The organism is Pararhodobacter marinus (assembly GCF_003122215.1).
GTDB classification, from domain to species: Bacteria; Pseudomonadota; Alphaproteobacteria; order Rhodobacterales; family Rhodobacteraceae; genus Pararhodobacter; species Pararhodobacter marinus.
In genome coordinates, this window is record NZ_QEYD01000008.1 from 62067 (window position 1) to 78949 (window position 16883).

The following is a 16883-nucleotide window of genomic DNA, read 5'->3' on the forward strand; positions in this document are numbered from 1 at the left end:
GGGGGTGAATTTGCCGCAGGCAAAGAGGGGGCAGACAGCCCCCTCGCCCCGCTGCAACCCGGCGCGCCGCTCAGGCGTTCTGCAGCGCGGTGACGATGGCGCCGAAATCCTCGGCCTTCAGCGACGCGCCGCCCACCAGCGCGCCGTCGACATCGGCGATGGCGAAGATCGTTGCCGCGTTCTTGGGATTGACCGACCCGCCGTAAAGCAGCCGGATCCCCGCATCGGGTGCGTTCTTGCGCAGGAAGGCGTGGACCTCGGCGATCTGCTCCTCGGTCGGGGTGCGGCCGGTGCCGATGGCCCAGACCGGTTCATAGGCGATCACGGTATTCTCGGCCGTCGCGCCCTCGGGCAGCGATTCTGCCAGTTGCGCGCCGATCACCGAAAGCGTCTCGCCCGCATCGCGCTGCGTCTCGGTTTCACCCAGGCAGACCACGGCAATCAACCCGGCGGCCCAGGCGGCCTGCGTCTTCGCGGCCACGTCGGCCGAGCTTTCACCGTGATCGGCGCGGCGTTCGGAATGCCCCAGGATCACGTGGGACGCGCCTGCATCGCTGAGCATCGCGGCGGAAATGTCGCCGGTATGCGCGCCCTTCTCGGCGGCGTGGCAATCCTGCCCGCCGACCGCGACCGAGGTGCCGGTCATGGCCGTCGCCATCGGCGCCAGCAGCGTCGCGGGCGGGCAGATCAGGATATCCAGATCGGGCTGCGGATGGGCCGCGGCCAGTGCCATGGCCTCGGTCAGCTGGGCGGTCAGCCCGTTCATCTTCCAGTTCCCGGCGGCGAGTTTGCGGATGCTCATATAGGTCTCCCTGTTTGGCGCAAGTAAACCCGATGCCGCCGCCGGGGCCAAGCCCGCATCCCGCCCCCGTGTTCGTCACGTCGCACGCGCCTCGTCCCATACGCCTGTCTGCAATCGACGGGCCCTCCCTTGATCCTTGCCCGCAGAGGCACGATTTCTGGGCCAACGGGGTCAAGTTTCTTGTCCCGCCCGCCCGATCTGCGCTATTGAGCGCCCAGACAGCCACGAGGACGCAACCATGCCGCATTACCGCTCCCGCCGTTCCACCCATGGCCGCAACATGGCCGGGGCCCGGGGTCTCTGGCGTGCCACGGGGATGACCGACAGCGATTTCGGCAAGCCGATCATCGCCGTCGTCAACAGCTTCACCCAGTTCGTGCCCGGCCATGTCCATCTCAAGGATCTGGGCCAGATGGTCGCGCGTGAAATCGAAGCGGCGGGCGGCGTCGCCAAGGAATTCAACACCATCGCCGTCGATGACGGGATCGCGATGGGCCATGACGGGATGCTCTACTCGCTGCCCTCGCGCGAACTGATCGCGGATTCGGTCGAATACATGGTCAACGCCCATTGCGCCGACGCGATGGTCTGCATCTCGAACTGCGACAAGATCACGCCGGGCATGATGATGGCCTCGATGCGGCTCAACATCCCGACGATCTTCGTCTCGGGCGGGCCGATGGAAGCGGGCAAGGTGCAGGTGGGCGACCTCGTGCGCAAGGTCGACCTCATCGACGCGATGATCGTCGCCGCCGACGACCATTATTCCGACGAACAGGTCGAGGAATTCGAACAGAATGCCTGCCCGACCTGCGGCTCGTGCTCGGGCATGTTCACCGCGAACTCGATGAACTGCCTGGCCGAGGCGCTGGGCCTCGCGCTGCCGGGCAACGGCTCGATGCTGGCCACCCATGCCGACCGCAAGGAGATCTTCCTGCGCGCCGGGCGCCGCATCGTCGAGATCACCAAGGCGCATTACGAACGCGACGAACCCGGCTACCTGCCGCGCGAGGTGGCAACCTTCGAGGCCTTCGAGAACGCCATGTCGCTCGATATCGCCATGGGCGGCTCGACCAACACCGTGCTGCACCTTCTGGCCATCGCCCATGAGGGCGGCGTCGATTTCACCATGCAGGATATCGACCGGCTGAGCCGCAAGGTCCCCTGCCTGTGCAAGGTCGCGCCCAACACTCAGAACGTGCATATGGAAGACGTCCACCGCGCGGGCGGGATCATGGGCATCCTGGGCGAGATGAATCGCGGCGGGCTGCTGCATGACACGGTGCGCACGGTGCATTCGGGATCGATGGCCGAGGCGCTGTCGACCTGGGACATCAAGACCGCGAATGACCCGAAGGTCGACGAATTCTACCGCGCGGCCCCCGGGGGCGTGCGCACCACGCAGGCCTTCTCGACCGAGAACCGCTACAAGGCGCTGGACGACGACCGCGACGCGGGCGTCATCCGCAATGTCGAGCATGCCTTTTCCAAGGATGGCGGTCTGGCGGTCCTGTTCGGAAACATCGCGCTCAACGGCTGCATCGTGAAAACCGCGGGCGTCGATGAATCGATCCTGAAATTCACCGGCACCGCGCGCGTTTATGAAAGCCAGGACGACGCCGTCAGCGGCATCCTGACCGGCAAGGTCAAGGAAGGCGAGGTCGTGGTCATCCGCTTCGAGGGACCGCAGGGCGGGCCGGGGATGCAGGAAATGCTCTACCCGACCAGCTACCTGAAATCGAAAGGCTTGGGCAAGGCCTGCGCGCTGCTGACGGATGGCCGTTTCTCGGGCGGCACGTCGGGGCTGTCGATCGGCCATGCCTCGCCCGAAGCGGCGGAAGGCGGGCTGATCGGGCTGGTCGAGACCGGCGACCGGATCGAGATCGACATCCCCAACCGCTCGATCAACCTGATGGTGGACGATGCCACGCTGGCCGCCCGGCGCGAGGAAAAGGGCCCGCTGCCGTGGAAACCCGCAGCGCCCCGCAAGCGCGCCGTTTCGACCGCGCTCAAGGCCTATGCGATGTTCGCTTCGTCGGCGGACAAGGGCGGCGTGCGGATCCTGCCGGGCGAGGAATAAGCCAAGGGCGCCACGCCTGTCGGATGGGGGAGGGGGCTGTCTGCCCCCTCTTTGCCTGACGGCAGATTCACCCCCGAGGATATTTCCGGAACAGAGATGCCCGAATAAAGATGCGGCGCCGTGCTGCGCGCGCGCCCTTTCATTCTGCTGAAAATACTCAATCAACGCTTCCGCCGCGCGCCGCCGCAGGGCTGGCGCGGGCCGGGCCGGCATGGCGCGGTGTCAGACCTGGAACACGTCCGCCCATTCGGGGTGCCGCGCGCGCAGGGCGTTCACGAAGGGACAGAGCGGGACGATCTTCACCCCCTCGGCCCGGGCATCCGCCACCAGCCGCTCGACCAGCGCCTTGCCGGCGCCGGTGCCGCGGAAGCTGTCGGGCACGCCGGTGTGATCGGCGATGATCAGCGTGAGCGAGACGATCGAGAAGGTGAGTTCCGCCTCGTCGCCGTCCCGCCGCATCACGTAGCGACCCTTCGAGCCGCTGATCTCGCGCTCGATGGGCTGATCAGTTGACAATCGTCGCCTCGGTCGCTGCGCGGAGTTCGTCCTCGGTCACGCCCTCGGCGCATTCGACGATCTTCAGCCCGCCCTCGACCACGTCGAGCACGCCCAGATTGGTGATGATGCGGTCGACGACGCCGGTGCCGGTCAGCGGCAGCGTGCAGGCCTTCAGCACCTTCGATTCACCGTGCTTGTTGGTGTGATCCATGACCACGATCACGCGCTTCACGCCCGCCACCAGGTCCATCGCGCCGCCCATGCCTTTGACCAGCTTGCCGGGGATCATCCAGTTCGCCAGGTCGCCGTTCTCGGCCACTTCCATCGCGCCCAGGATAGCCGCCGCAATCTTGCCGCCGCGGATCATCGCGAAGGACGTCGCGCTGTCGAAATAGGCGGTGCGGGGCAGTTCGGTGATGGTCTGCTTGCCGGCATTGATCAGGTCGGGGTCTTCCTCGCCCTCGTAGGGGAAGGGGCCCATGCCCAGCATGCCGTTTTCCGATTGCAGCGTGATGTCCTTGTCGCCGACATAATTGGCGACGAGCGTCGGGATGCCGATCCCGAGGTTCACATACATGCCGTCTTCGAGTTCGAGCGCCGCGCGGGCGGCCATCTGGTTGCGATCCCAGGCCATGTCGTCATCCTCCTTGAATAGGTGCAAGATCGGGGCCGGACGGGTGTGTCTCGGCGGTGATCCGGGTCAGTAAATCGGTCAGGCACGCCGCGCCATAGGCGGTGTTCATGTGCTCGTTGTCCTTTTGCGCCGGTGCCGCCCGGGCCCCCGGCGCCAGGCGGACCGCCCCGCGCTGATACTCGGCCAGCGTCCAGCCGCTGGCTGCGCGCGTCTGCGCGGGTTGGACCACCACGCCGAGGCCGAGCCGCGCCCCGGTCTCGGTCAGGCTGTGCTCAAGCAGAGACAGCGCCTGCGCGAAGCCTCGTCGCGTCGCGCGCTCGGGCCGCGTGCCGGGCTTGCCCTCGGTAATCAGGGTTTCGGGCGGCACCGGGCGCAGAAGAAGCCGCACGGGCTTTCCCAGCGACCGGGTCCATCCGAAGGGCGCGAGGCTCGCCTCGGCCAGCGCGGCAAGCACCGCGTCGAAGGCCGGGCGCGAGAGCCGCAGAGCATTGTCGCCCGCCTCTTCCGTGGCGGTCAGCCCATCGACCGCGTAGCGGTCGAGCAGGTCGATCAGCGGCCAGACATGCCAGGCTATTCCGGCAATCGCCACCGTATCGGCCTTGTTCAGATCGATGGATGTGCCGCCGAACAGTTTCTTCGTCTGTTCGACATTGGCCTCTGCCACGCCGTGAGGGCCGAACAGACCGAAACGCAGATCGGGGCCGAGCGTCATCGCCTTGAAGACCGGGGCAATGCCGCCGAAGAACGCGATCTCGGTTCCCTGCGCCAGGGCGGGCTCGTCGCGCAGCGCGGCGCGCAGGGCGCCGAGATGGGAGTTGCCCAGGATCACGAGCCGCGTCATTGCGCGAAAGCCTCTAGCAAGGCGTCCTCGCAGACGATGTCGGCGGCCTTGCCGAAGTTGCCGTTGCGGGCCTGCACGGCACCACCGCGCCCGGTGGTGTCGAGCCGATGCGCGCCCAGAAACATCTGCATCGCGGTGGCGACGCCCCGGGCGTTCACGTTGCGCTGGTTCGCGTCGTAATAGGCGCCGCGCGTATTGAGCGCGGTAATCACCTCGTAGGAGGGGAAGTAGTCGATATCCTCGTGCCGGGCGTACAGCATCCCGGTCACCGCGCGCAGAACGGATTTGGAATAGCTGGTCGCGACCTCGACATGCTGGCCGCTTGCCGTGGCAGTCAGCGGCACGGGAGAGACGGTGACAAGGAACCGCAGACCGGGATTGATGGTCTTGGCGAGACTGCGGAACGCTTCGAAATCCTCGAGCACCTCGATCGCGTCGAAATTCTTGAAGACGTAATGCTCGGGATCGTAGGTGCCGGCGAGGGTGCCCGGCGCGGTCGGGAACACGGTGCCGCTGTCGCGATGCATCCAGCATTCGGTCAGCCCGAAGGTGAAAACGAACAGGTCCGCCTGCCGCAGGATGCTGCGGATCGCCGCCAGATGGCCGGCACGATGCGCCTGGACCGACTCGGCACTGTCCAGCCCGCCGGGTTCAACCGAAGGGCGCTGCGCGTCGTAATAGCGTCCGTCTCTTGTCCAGACGGGATCGGCGGGGGTGACTTGGCCTTCAGCCTCGCGGACGAGCTGCAAGAGCTGGCGGGCCGTGTAGATATTGCCGTAGCGCGCCGAATACAGTCGGTAGCCGAAACCCGTGGCCACGCTGTCGGGGACCGCGTCGGGCAGGGGTTCGGCATCGATCACATCCAGCCCGGCGCCGCGCAGTGCGCGACCGACATGCTGCGCGAAACAGCTGCCGGCCGTGGCCACGCGCGTCGACATCCCGACCTCGAACCGCGGCTGATACAGATCGCCGGGATCAAGCGGCGCGCGTTCGGCGACGCCGCTGCGCCAATAGGCGCGTTTGGGAAGGCCGGAATAGGGCGAGTTCATTCCGCGGCGGTCTCGCGCGGGCGGGTCGTCACCTTCTCGATGCGCTTCTCGTGCTCGCCCTGGATGATGCGGTTCACGTAGATCCCGGGCAGGTGGATATGATCGGGATCGAGCGAACCATTGGGCACGATTTCCTCGACCTCGACGATGCAGACCTTGCCGCAGGTCGCCGCCGGCGGGTTGAAGTTGCGTGCGGTCTTGCGGAACACGAGGTTCCCGGTTTCGTCGGCTTTCCACGCCTTGACGATCGACAAGTCCATGAACAGGCCGGTTTCAAGGATATAGGTTTCCCCGTTGAAATCCTTGTGTTCCTTGCCCTCGGCGATCTGCGTGCCGACGCCGGTCTTGGTGTAGAACCCCGGGATGCCGGCGCCGGCGGCGCGCATCCGCTCGGCCAGCGTGCCCTGCGGGTTGAATTCAAGCTCAAGCTCGCCGGACAGGTACTGGCGCATGAATTCCGCGTTCTCGCCGACATAGGACGAGATCATCTTCTTGATCTGCTTGGTGTCCAGAAGCTTGCCCAGACCGAAGCCGTCGACGCCGCAATTGTTCGAGGCAATCGTCAGGTCCTTGACGCCGCTTTCGACCAGCGCGTCGATCAGCAGTTCCGGAATGCCGCACAGGCCGAAACCGCCGGCCGCGATGGTCATTCCGTCGAAAACGAGCCCGTCCAGGGCCTCGGCTGCCGAACCGTAAATCTTCTGCATACTTTCCCCCTCGCTAGGCGCGTCTCGTTTGTGACGCGGCAGTGCGGCGAAGTCAATTGCAGCGCGCGCCGAACGGTCATGGCTTCGTGAGACGGGCTTGCGGCACGGATTGCGCGCAGTATTGTGACGGTATGGTAAAGGGGCTGCGCCGAGTGTTGCTGTGTTGTCTGGCGATGCTGGCCGGATGCGCGGCGGTGCAGCGCGGCCCGGCGCCTGCGCAGGTGCCGCTGGTCCCGCCGCCCGCAGAGGGTGCGCAGACGCTGCGCTACCTGGTTCTCACCGAAGAGGGGCCGGCGGCGGGGCAGGGGCACACCACGTTCGACATGCAGGGCGTGCGGCAGGTTTCCTTCACCTTCCTTGCCCGTGGGCGCGGTGCCTACGGGATCCGCGCCACCTGTACCGGCCCGGCCCGGGTGCGTCAGCCCGATACCGGGGTCGACAATCCGGCCTGGGTGCCGGCGGGCGTGCCCTTGGCCCTGCGGATCGCGCCGGGCGAGCGGCGTGGCAGCTTCCTGGATATCCGGCCCGGGACCGGGGGCTGCGCGCTGGTCGTTACGCCGGGCGGAGGCCGGCCGTGGTCCTTGCAGCTTGACGCGGCCGCGCGGGCCGTTCCGGCCGTCGCCGCGCTGGATGCGGGCTTTTCCAGCTGCGAAGGCGAGCGCGACGGCGACCGGTTGGCGCAAGCGATGATGGCGTCCGGGGCGCTGAGCACGACCTGTCCGATGCCGGCCGGACGGACCGCGTTTCTGGCGGACGGGACCGAGGCGCTCAACGCGCGGATCGAGGCGCTGACCGGCAGCCGGGTGTCGCGCGCTGCGCTGGAAACCGGCGATCCGGATCTGCCGCTGGATTATTCCCGCGCGCCGGAGCTGGACCTGATCTATGTCAACTATCTGAACATGAACGCGGATTTCGTGGGCTACCTGACCGCGCGGATGCTGGCCTGGCACGCGGCGCGGGGCACGATCGTGCGGATCCTCGTGTCCGACGTGATGCTGGCCGATGCCGACCGCGCGCTGTTCGAAGGGCTTTCAGCGCGTTATCCCAATGTGCAGCTGCAGCTTTACCGCACGCCCCCCGAGGATGCCCGCGGCTTCGAGGGCCAGTTCGCCCGCCTGCACCGGGTGACGCATGTGAAGCTGTTCGCGACCCTTGCGCGCGAGCCCGGGCGCTCGGTCGCCATCGTCGGCGGGCGCAACATGCACGAAGGCTATTTCTTCGAAGCGCCGCGCGACTTGTCGCGCTTTCCGTTCCTGCATCAATACGACCCGTCGCAGATGCGCCTGACCGGCGGGTTCACCGCCTATCAGGATGTCGAACTGGCCTTTTTCGGCGATGCCCAGGTCAGGGCCATCGTGCAGCATATGGGGGCGCTGTGGCTTCGCGATCACGAACGCCAGACCCTGCGGCCGGGGATCGCCTCGGGCGGCGCGGGCGCGGTGCCCGAGGGGACGATGCGGCACTTCATCTCGGTGCCCTATACCGACGGCGCCGCGCTTGAGCGGTATTACGCGGGCCTTCTGGACGCGGCAGAACGGCGGATCCGGATTTCCTCGCCCTATCTCAACCTGCCGCCGCTGATCGCCGCAGCGCTGACGCGCGCCCGCGAGCGCGGGGTCACGGTCGATGTCGTGGCCACCGTCCGGGTGCGCGAGGTCACGGATTTCATGGTCTCGGGACTGAACCGCCGCTTCGCCAATCGCTACGCGGACTGGGTCCGGTTCGTGGATTACGACCCGATGCCCCGGCTCTTGCATTCGAAGCTGATCGTCATCGACGACCGTCTGGTCGTCGCGGGGTCGGTCAACCTGAACCAGCGCAGTTTCCTGCACGATCTGGAAAACGGGGTGGTGATCCTTGATCGCGGGATCGCGGCGCAGGCCGATGCCCTGATCCAGAGCTATCTCGACGGCGGCGAGCGCGTCACGAGCGGTCAGGACCTGTCCCGCTGGATGCGATTCTTCGCGACGTTCGGCTTCGTCGAGCGCGGATTCTGATCTGGTCGGCCCGGAACCATCGCCAAACATTCGCGTTTCAGAATGCAAGACGTGCCACAAATCTCAGGAGTCGTCATGCAGCACTTTCCCGCAACCCGCAGCCAGAACAGCCCCGATGTCGGAGCCTTCTACGACAAGGCGACCGGCTCGTGGCAATACGTGGCGTCGGACCCGGCGACCGGGCAAGCGGCGATCATCGACCCGGTCCTGAATTTCGACCCCGCCGCCGGGGCGACATGGACCGCCTGCGCTGACGAGATCCTGTCTTATGTCGCCGAGAAGGGGCTCGAGGTGGCCTGGGTGCTTGATACCCATCCCCATGCCGATCACTTTTCCGCCGCGCATTATCTGGCGCAAAAGCTGGGCGCCCGGCAGGGGATCGGGCAGCGCGTGCTGGAGGTGCAGCGCATCTGGGCCGACCTTTACGCGCAGGACGACCTTCAGAACCGCCCCGATTACTGGGACCGCCTGTTCGACGATGGCGACAGCATCGCCCTTGGCGAGCTTCAGGTGCGGGTGATCCTGTCGACCGGGCATACGCTGGCTTCGGTCAGCTATCTGGTGGGGGACGCGGTCTTTGCCCATGACACGCTGATGATGCCCGAAAGCGGCTCGGCGCGCGCCGATTTCCCGGGCGGCTCGACCGAGGAACTCTGGCACACGATCCGTACGATCCTCGACCTGTCCGTCGAAACACGGGTTTTCATCGGCCACGATTACGGCGAGGCCCCCGCCTGCATGGCGGCGGTGGCCGAACACCGCGCGACAAACAAGCATGTGAAGGACGGCATCACGAAGTCGGAATTCATCGAGACCCGCGAGGCCCGCGACGCGACGCTGGGCCTGCCGGACCGGATGCTGCACGCGCTTCAGGTGAACCTGAGGGGCGGGCGCCTGCCCGAAGCTGACGCGCAGGGCCGCGCGGTGCTGCGCGTGCCGCTCAATCGTTTCACGCCGAAAGGCTGACGCGCGCCCGACAATGTCTGCGGGGTCTGCGGGCGCGCGGCGGGGTTAGTCGTCGCCCTCAGGCTCGGCCTTTTTCTTGGCCGGGGCCTTTTTGGCGGTGGTTTTCTTTGCAGTCGTCTTCGCGGCGGTCTTCTTGGGGGCCGCTTTCTTGGCGGGCGCTTTTTTCGGCGCCGCCTTCTTCTTGCCCTTGGTCGCGGCCTTGGCCTGGATCAGCTCCAGCGCCTGTTCCATCGTCACCGCCTCGGGCTCGATTTCCTTGGGCAGCGTGGCGTTGATCTTTTCCCATTTCACATACGGCCCGTAGCGCCCCGGCATCACCTGGATCGCGCCGCCCTCGGGGTGATCGCCCAGCACCTTCAGCGGCTGCGCGGCAGCCCCGCGGCCCGGACCGCGTGCGGCCTTGGCGGCGATCAGCTCGACCGCGCGGTTCATGCCGATGGTGAAGACCTCGTCCACCTCGGGCAGGTTCGCATAGGTCTTGTTATGCTTCACATAGGGCCCGAAACGCCCGATCGCGGCTTCGACGGGCTCGCCATCCTCGGGATGCTGGCCGACCAGACGCGGCAGACTGAGCAGCATCAGCGCCTTGTCCAGATCCATATCCTCGACCGACCAGCCCTTGGGCAGGCTGGACCGGGGCGGTTTCGGCACCTCTTCGGTGGCCTCGCCGCGCTGGACATAGGGGCCGAAACGCCCGGTTTTCAGGCGGATTGCATCCTCGCCGTCATAGCCCAGAAGCTTGCCGTCGCCCGCCAGTTCCGCATCGCCCTCATCGCCCGACAGGGGACGGGTATAGCGGCAATTGGGATAGTTCGAGCAGCCGATGAACGCCCCGCCCGAGCGCGCGGTCTTCAGGTTCAGCCGGCCCTCGCCACAGGTCGGGCAGACACGCGGGTCGCTGCCGTCTTCGCGCGGGGGGTAGAGATGCGGTGCCAGCACCTCGTCGATCTTCTCCAGCACTTCGGTGATGCGCAGATCCGAGGTTTCGGCCAGAGCCGCCGAGAAATCCGCCCAGAAATTCTGCAGCACGTCTTTATAGTCGCGCGAGCCCGCCGAGATATCGTCAAGCTGCTCTTCCATCCCGGCGGTGAAATCGTAGCCCAGATAGCGCGGGAAATAAGAGGTCAGGAAGATCGTCACCAAGCGGCCCTTGTCCTCGGGCTTCAGGCGGTTCTTGTCCTTCAGGACATAGCCGCGCTCCTGGATCGTCGTGACGATCGAGGCATAGGTCGACGGGCGGCCGATGCCCAGCTCTTCCATCCGCTTGACCAGCGTGGCCTCGGTATAGCGGGGCGGGGGCTGGGTGAAATGCTGCTCGGGCGTGACGGCTTTCTTGCTCACGCCCTCGCCCTGACCCAGCTGCGGCAGGCGACCGTCTTCGCCCTCGTCATCGTCGCGGCCTTCCTCGTAGACCTTGAGGAAGCCGTCGAACAGCATGACCTGTCCGGTCGCGCGCAGCCCGACCTGACCGTCCTTCGAGTCGATCTCGACCGTGGTACGTTCCAGTCGTGCGGCTTCCATCTGGCAGGCGATGGTGCGCTTCCAGATCAGGTCATAGAGCTTTCGCTGGTCGCTGTCGGTCAGCTTCAGGCTGTCGGGATCGGCCGACATGTCGGTCGGACGGATACATTCGTGCGCTTCCTGCGCGTTCTTCGCCTTGTTCTTGTAGATGCGCGGCGCGGCCGGCACGTAATCCTTGCCGAAGCGTTTCTCGATCTCGGCGCGGCAGGCGGTCACGGCCTCGGGCGCCATGTCGATCCCGTCGGTCCGCATATAGGTGATGAGCCCGGCCTCGTAGAGACGCTGTGCCGCGTTCATCGTCTGGCGCGCGCCCATACCGAACTTGCGGCTCGCTTCCTGCTGCAGGGTCGAGGTCATGAAGGGCGCGGTCGGGTTGCGGTTGGCGGGCTTTGCCTCGACAGACTGCACCGACAGGTCGCGTTTCTTCACCGCCTCGACGGCCAGCTCGGCCGAGGCCTGTGTGGCGAGGTCGTAGCGCTCCAGCTTCTTGCCGCCCAGCGTCACCAGCCGGGCGGTGAATTCGGCGCCCCGCGTATTGGCCAGGTTCGCCGTCACCGACCAGTATTCGCGGGCGCGGAACGCCTCGATCTCCATTTCGCGCTCGACGATGAGCCGCAGGCAGACCGATTGCACCCGGCCGGCCGACTTCGCGCCGGGCAGCTTGCGCCACAGCACCGGCGACAGGTTGAAGCCCACCAGATAGTCGAGCGCCCGGCGCGCCAGATAGGCCCGCACCAGCGGCATGTCGACATCGCGCGGGTTCTTCATCGCCTCGGTCACGGCGGATTTGGTGATCGCGTTGAACACCACGCGCTTGACCGGCGTGTCCTTCTTGATCGCCTTCGATTTCGACAGCGCCTCGGTCAGGTGCCAGCTGATCGCCTCGCCTTCGCGGTCAGGGTCGGTGGCGAGGATCAGGTCGTTGTCGTTCTTCAGCGCCTCGGCGATGGCGCGGACATGCTTCTTGCTGTCTGCGGCCACCTCCCATTTCATGTCGAAATCGTGTTCGGGATCGACCGAGCCGTCCTTGGGCGGCAGGTCGCGGACATGGCCGAACGAGGCGAGGACGGTGTAATCCGAGCCCAGATACTTGTTGATCGTTTTGGCCTTGGCCGGGGACTCGACGACGACAACTGCCATGCAAACCTCAGATAGAAAACGCTTTTCGCACCAGATCGGCTGGATGCTGCGGCAATGCGCCGTTCGGGCCGCGATGCCTAGATGGGGGCGAATGGGGGGGGTTGTCAATCTGACCCGGTACGCCGGCCACCGCGGAAGAGGCGGGCAGCAGGCCGCCGGCCCGGGCGCCCGGCGCCGCGGGCACGTCGTCGCACAACCGCGCCCCGAGGATCCGGTGCCGCCGCGCGGGGCGGGTTCTCGTGGGGCTGGCTTGGGGCGATGGCGAGGGATCCGTCCGGTTGCGCGAGAGCCCGTTGGCCCCGTAGCGGTCGTGACCGGGTTCCCCTCCGCGCCGGTGGCGACGGGGCTGGCGACGGGGCTGGCGACGGGGCGCGATGATGCTGCCGCGCCCATCTGCCCCGCGCGTCCGTGCCGGCCCCGGTCCCCGGCGACGCCGCGTTCCCGGAGCTGCCCCGGGGGGCGCTTATGTTTCGGGCCGCCTTCTCCGCGCGTTGTCGCGGGGGCGGTCGTCACCGCGTCGCACGGAAAGGCGCTGCGCCCGAGCCGGTTTTGAGCGAACCGCGCCGCTCGGCCAGTCGCCCGGTCGGTGGGGGCGCTGGTGCAGGGGCTCTCGCACGCGGCCCTCCCGCACTTTCCCCTGACGATCCCGCGCGGCAGGTCCGCGCGCTTTCACCTGGGAATTGCGCCGCCGCCGTCTGCTGCAATAGCCTGGCCACCGCACAGGACACGCCGCAAGACCCTCATCGCGCAGCCCCGGCCGCCCGGCCCGCATCCCGGCGGAACGCTCCCGCAGCATTCCGGACGACCTCGCCCTTTGCGCCCGGGCCGACACCCCCCCGGCTCTTCACTTTACGCGGCCAGCCCCGCATCCGCGTGCGCGCCGATACAGGACACAGCGGCACCAAGAACCAGGCGCCCGGCGCCACAAGGTGAACCGGCTTTTTTTCAAGGAGAGAACCGACACCCTGCCAGAGCGCCCCTTGGGAGACGCCGCCCGGGTCCAGACCAGGCCGCGTTGTCGAGACTTCCGGGCCCTCTGGCCAGCCACGGGCGGCTCCCGATCGGCCAAAAGCGCCGTTTGCGGCAGCAGCATCGGCAGGCCCCTTTCGCCTTTCGCCGGGGCGCAACACGCTTTTCCGTGCCGCGACGAGCGCGCTTCAGCACCGCACGGGCAAAGGCCGGCTGTGGCTTGCCCGTCATGTCACCACCGGCTCCTCTCGGCCCACAGACAGTAACATCGCCACGCCGGCATCCCGGCGCTGCAACGGTCCAAGGTCTGACCGGGCATCCTGCCCCGGTTGTCCCCGCTCGAAACCCGCCAGGAGGGTCGCCGCGCGCTGGCAGCCGTGCCTCGTCTGGCTTTCCTCGGGCTGCCCGCTATGACTCGCACGCGGATCACCGGGTCAAACGCGCGCCTTTCCGATGCACGTTCCTTCCGCGACGCCCTCCCTGGTCTCACGAGGCCCCCATTGCCGACAGCGCGCTTGGCCGCCGCTGTGCAGCATGCGCGCATTCGTGCCCGCCCACGCCAAGATGCTGCGCCTTGTCGTCCGCGCCGTCATCCTCTGCCCCCACTCAGCCCCTTACTTCCCGGCGCAGGGATGAAACGCGCAGCCTTCCTTCTGGTCTGCGCAAAGCCATGCTCACGACCGCACATGGCCCCCGGCGCCTATATCCGCGCCAGCATGCCCCCCGGCTGTCGCTGCACCCGGCCGTCCAGTTCCAGGAACAGAAGGGCCGGGGCGACCACCGGATGCGGCAGATCCAGATCGCGCAGAAGCTGGTCCTCGGCCACCGGCGCCGCGCCGAGCCGGTCCAGGATCATCCGGTGCAGCGTCAGCATGTCGGGCGGCGACCCGGTCCCGGGCGCGCCGCTCCGGACCGCGGCACCGGGCCCCGCTTTCGCCGGTGGGGCTTTCGCCGGTGGGGCTTTCGCGCCGGATCCCTCGGTGGCCATCCGTTCGGGCCGTGCGACGGGCGGCTCGCTCCCTTCGTTCAGGGCATCGATGATGTCCTCGACCCCGCGCACCAGCCGCGCGCCCTCGCGCAGAAGAGCATTGCAGCCCGCGGCGCGGGCATCCATCGGATGACCCGGCACCGCCATGACCTCACGCCCCTGGTCCAGCGCGTCGCGCGCGGTGATCAGGCTGCCCGACCCTTCCGCGGCCTCGACCACGATCACGGCCCGCGAGAGCCCGGCGATCAGCCGGTTGCGCCGGGGGAAATGGCGCGCCTGTGGCTGCAGGCCGACCGGCTGCTCGGAAACCAGAAGCCCCTGATCCGCGATGGCCGCGCCCAGAACGGCGTTCTCTGCCGGGTAGATGACGTCGACGCCGCCGGCCATCACCGCGATGGTGCCCGTTTTCAGCGCGCCGCCATGCGCGACCGTGTCGATCCCGCGCGCCAGCCCCGAGACGACGCAATAGCCGTGATAGCCCAGCCCCTCGGCCAGCCGGCGGGTCATCCGCGCGCCCAGCGACGACGCATTGCGCGCGCCCACAAGGGCTACACCCGGACGCGCCATCACCTGCGCCCTTCCGCGCAGCCACAGAACCGGCGGCGGGTCCGGGATGGCGGCAAGGGGCAGGGGATAGTCCGGCATGCCCAGCATCACCAGCCGCGCCCCGGCCTTCAGCCCGGCCTCGATCTCGCGCCGGGCCATGTCGGCCGGGCAGGGCGCGTAATCCGCGACCCCCGCCGCGCGGGCGATCGCGGGCAGGGCATCCAGCGCGTCATGGACGCTGTCATGCTCGCTCATCAGGCGCAGGAACGTGCTGGGCCCGACGCGGCGCGAGCGAATGAGACGAAGCCACGCCAGACGGTCTTCTTCCGTGGTGGGTGGGGTGAAGGGTGTGGGAGAAGAAAGTGTGTTCCCGTCCATCGCAACCTCGCCTCATTCGATTCGGAGAGTGCAACAGGAAGGTTAACAGGCCGTGAACGTCAGAACGAAGACCGCACGAAACCGCTCATGAAACCGCTCAGGCCTTCACTTTGCGACAAATACTCGCGGGGGGTGCGGGGGGCGGCAGCCCCCCGCCCGGCCCAACGGGAGCGACCGGATCGTCAGATCCGCGAGCGACGGGCGGGAGCCGCCTCAGGCCACCCCGCCGACCGTCAGCCCGCCGATCTTCAGGGATGGCTGGCCCACGCCCACCGGCACCCATTGCCCGGCCTTGCCGCAATTGCCGATGCCCGGGTCCAGCGCCATGTCGTTGCCGATCCCGTGCACGTTGTTCAGCGCGGTGGGGCCGTCGCCGATCAGGGTCGCGCCTTTCACCGGCTCGCCGATCTTGCCGTCGCGCACCCGGTAGGCCTCGGTGCAGGAAAACACGAACTTGCCCGAGGTGATGTCGACCTGCCCGCCGCCAAAGCCCACGGCCCAGATCCCGTCCTTCATGTCGGCCACCAGCGATGCGGGATCGGTGTCGCCGCCCAGCATGTAGGTGTTGGTCATGCGCGGCATGGGCGTGTGGGCATAGCTTTCACGCCGCCCGTTGCCGGTGACGTCGACCCCCATCAGCCGCGCGTTCTGGCGGTCCTGCATGTAGCCCACCAACACCCCGTCCTCGATCAGCACGTTCCGGCCCGAGGGCGTGCCCTCATCGTCGACCGTGATCGAGCCGCGCCGGTCCGGGATCGTGCCGTCATCGAGCACCGTCACGCCCTTGGCCGCGACCTGCCTGCCCATCAGACCGGCGAAGGCCGAGGTTTTCTTGCGGTTGAAATCGCCTTCCAGCCCGTGGCCCACCGCCTCGTGCAGCAGGATCCCGGGCCAGCCCGGCCCCAGCACCACGTCGAGCGCCCCGGCCGGCGCCGGCACGGCATCCAGGTTGACCAACGCCACGCGCAAAGCCTCGCGCGCGACCGGCTGCCAATGCGCGGGTTCCATCAGGCCCGACAGGTTGATGCGCCCGCCGCCGCCGTAATGGCCTGATTCGCGGCGGCCGTCCCGCTCAACGATCACCGCGATCGAGATTCGGGCCATCGGGCGGATATCGCTGACCAGCCCGCCCTCGGGCCGCAGGATCGCCACCTCCTGGATCGAGGCCGCGAGCGAGGCCGTCACCTGCACCACCCGCGCATCGAGCCCGCGCAGGAAATCGTCGATCGCGCGCAGGGTCTCGATCTTGGCGGCGAAGCTGGCATCGGTGATCGGGTCGAAATCGCCGTACAGGCGCGTATTCGTGCCCTTGGGCGGCGGGGCCATCGTGCCGCCGCCCGCGCCCACCGCCAGCCGCGCGGTGGCGGCGGCGCGTTTGAGCGCGCTTTCGGTCATTTCCGAGGAATGCGCATAGCCTGCGACATCGCCCCTGACCGCGCGCAGGCCGAAACCCTCGGCGGCGTCATAGGCGGCGTTGCGGATGCGGCCGTCATCGAGGACCAGTGATTCGGAGCGGCGGCGTTCGAGGAACAACTCGCCGTCATCCGCGCCCTGCGTGGCCTCGCGCAGGGTGGCGAGGGCCGCGTCCCGGTCGAGCGCGGTCTCGAAGGGGCGGAAGCGGTCGGCCTCGGGGAGGGGATGGGCGGGGGCGGACATGAAGCTCCTTTCACGTGAGCGTTGCGCGACCGTTGCGGCAGTGCAGCATGTCTTTGACTTAAGTCAAAAGGCGGCACCATGACGCATCGGTTTGGCTTGTTATGGGAATGC

The 16883-nt window shown here is 67.6% G+C and carries 12 protein-coding genes; 3 read left to right on the forward strand and 9 right to left on the reverse strand.

Features of this window, described 5'->3' with window-relative positions:
* Positions 1-70: 70 nt before the first annotated feature.
* On the reverse strand, positions 71-796 hold the full coding sequence (tpiA, locus tag C4N9_RS13770) for a triose-phosphate isomerase (RefSeq protein ID WP_210404045.1): 726 nt from the start codon (positions 794-796) through the stop codon (positions 71-73).
* 244 nt (positions 797-1040) lie between these two features.
* On the opposite strand from tpiA, the gene ilvD reads away from it, so the two are divergent.
* Positions 1041-2882, forward strand: a complete 1842-nt coding sequence (gene ilvD, locus C4N9_RS13775) for a dihydroxy-acid dehydratase (protein ID WP_109533921.1) — start codon at positions 1041-1043, stop codon at positions 2880-2882.
* A 222-nt stretch (positions 2883-3104) separates the two neighbouring features.
* On the opposite strand, the gene C4N9_RS13780 is transcribed toward ilvD, so the two are convergent.
* From C4N9_RS13780 to C4N9_RS13800, 5 genes are read right to left on the reverse strand one after another with little or no spacing between them, the layout of a single operon-like run.
* On the reverse strand, positions 3105-3341 hold the full coding sequence (locus C4N9_RS13780) for a GNAT family N-acetyltransferase (RefSeq protein ID WP_109534070.1): 237 nt from the start codon (positions 3339-3341) through the stop codon (positions 3105-3107).
* A gap of 46 nt (positions 3342-3387) precedes the next feature.
* Complete coding sequence (locus tag C4N9_RS13785; RefSeq protein ID WP_109533922.1) at positions 3388-4014, reverse strand: CoA transferase subunit B; 627 nt, start codon at positions 4012-4014, stop codon at positions 3388-3390.
* 4 nt (positions 4015-4018) lie between these two features.
* Entirely contained in the window at positions 4019-4855 is an 837-nt protein-coding gene (locus C4N9_RS13790) for a hypothetical protein (RefSeq protein WP_109533923.1), read from the reverse strand.
* The gene (locus tag C4N9_RS13795; RefSeq protein WP_109533924.1) at positions 4852-5904 is read right to left on the reverse strand and encodes a GSCFA domain-containing protein; all 1053 of its coding nucleotides are present in this window, start codon (positions 5902-5904) and stop codon (positions 4852-4854) included. Before C4N9_RS13795 ends, C4N9_RS13790 begins: the two co-directional genes overlap by 4 nt.
* Positions 5901-6611: a CoA transferase subunit A gene (locus C4N9_RS13800; RefSeq protein WP_109533925.1), complete on the reverse strand. Its 711-nt coding sequence runs from the start codon at positions 6609-6611 to the stop codon at positions 5901-5903. The genes C4N9_RS13795 and C4N9_RS13800 overlap by 4 nt, the downstream gene beginning before the upstream one ends.
* A 131-nt stretch (positions 6612-6742) precedes the next feature.
* On the opposite strand from C4N9_RS13800, the gene C4N9_RS13805 reads away from it, so the two are divergent.
* Complete coding sequence (locus tag C4N9_RS13805) at positions 6743-8608, forward strand: phospholipase D-like domain-containing protein (protein ID WP_109533926.1); 1866 nt, start codon at positions 6743-6745, stop codon at positions 8606-8608.
* Between the two features lie 75 nt (positions 8609-8683).
* Positions 8684-9574, forward strand: a complete 891-nt coding sequence (locus C4N9_RS13810) for an MBL fold metallo-hydrolase (protein ID WP_210404040.1) — start codon at positions 8684-8686, stop codon at positions 9572-9574.
* A 45-nt stretch (positions 9575-9619) separates the two neighbouring features.
* Here the strand turns inward: C4N9_RS13810 and topA are convergent, their stop codons facing one another.
* From topA to tldD, 3 genes are all read right to left on the reverse strand, one after another.
* Entirely contained in the window at positions 9620-12235 is a 2616-nt protein-coding gene (gene topA / locus C4N9_RS13815; protein ID WP_109533928.1) for a type I DNA topoisomerase, read from the reverse strand.
* 1669 nt (positions 12236-13904) lie between these two features.
* Entirely contained in the window at positions 13905-15116 is a 1212-nt protein-coding gene (dprA, locus tag C4N9_RS13820; protein ID WP_109533929.1) for a DNA-processing protein DprA, read from the reverse strand.
* 213 nt (positions 15117-15329) lie between these two features.
* Positions 15330-16772 carry a metalloprotease TldD gene (tldD, locus tag C4N9_RS13825; protein ID WP_109533930.1) on the reverse strand — a complete coding sequence of 481 codons (1443 nt, stop codon included), beginning with the start codon at positions 16770-16772 and terminating at the stop codon, positions 15330-15332.
* Between the last annotated feature and the right edge of the window lie 111 nt (positions 16773-16883).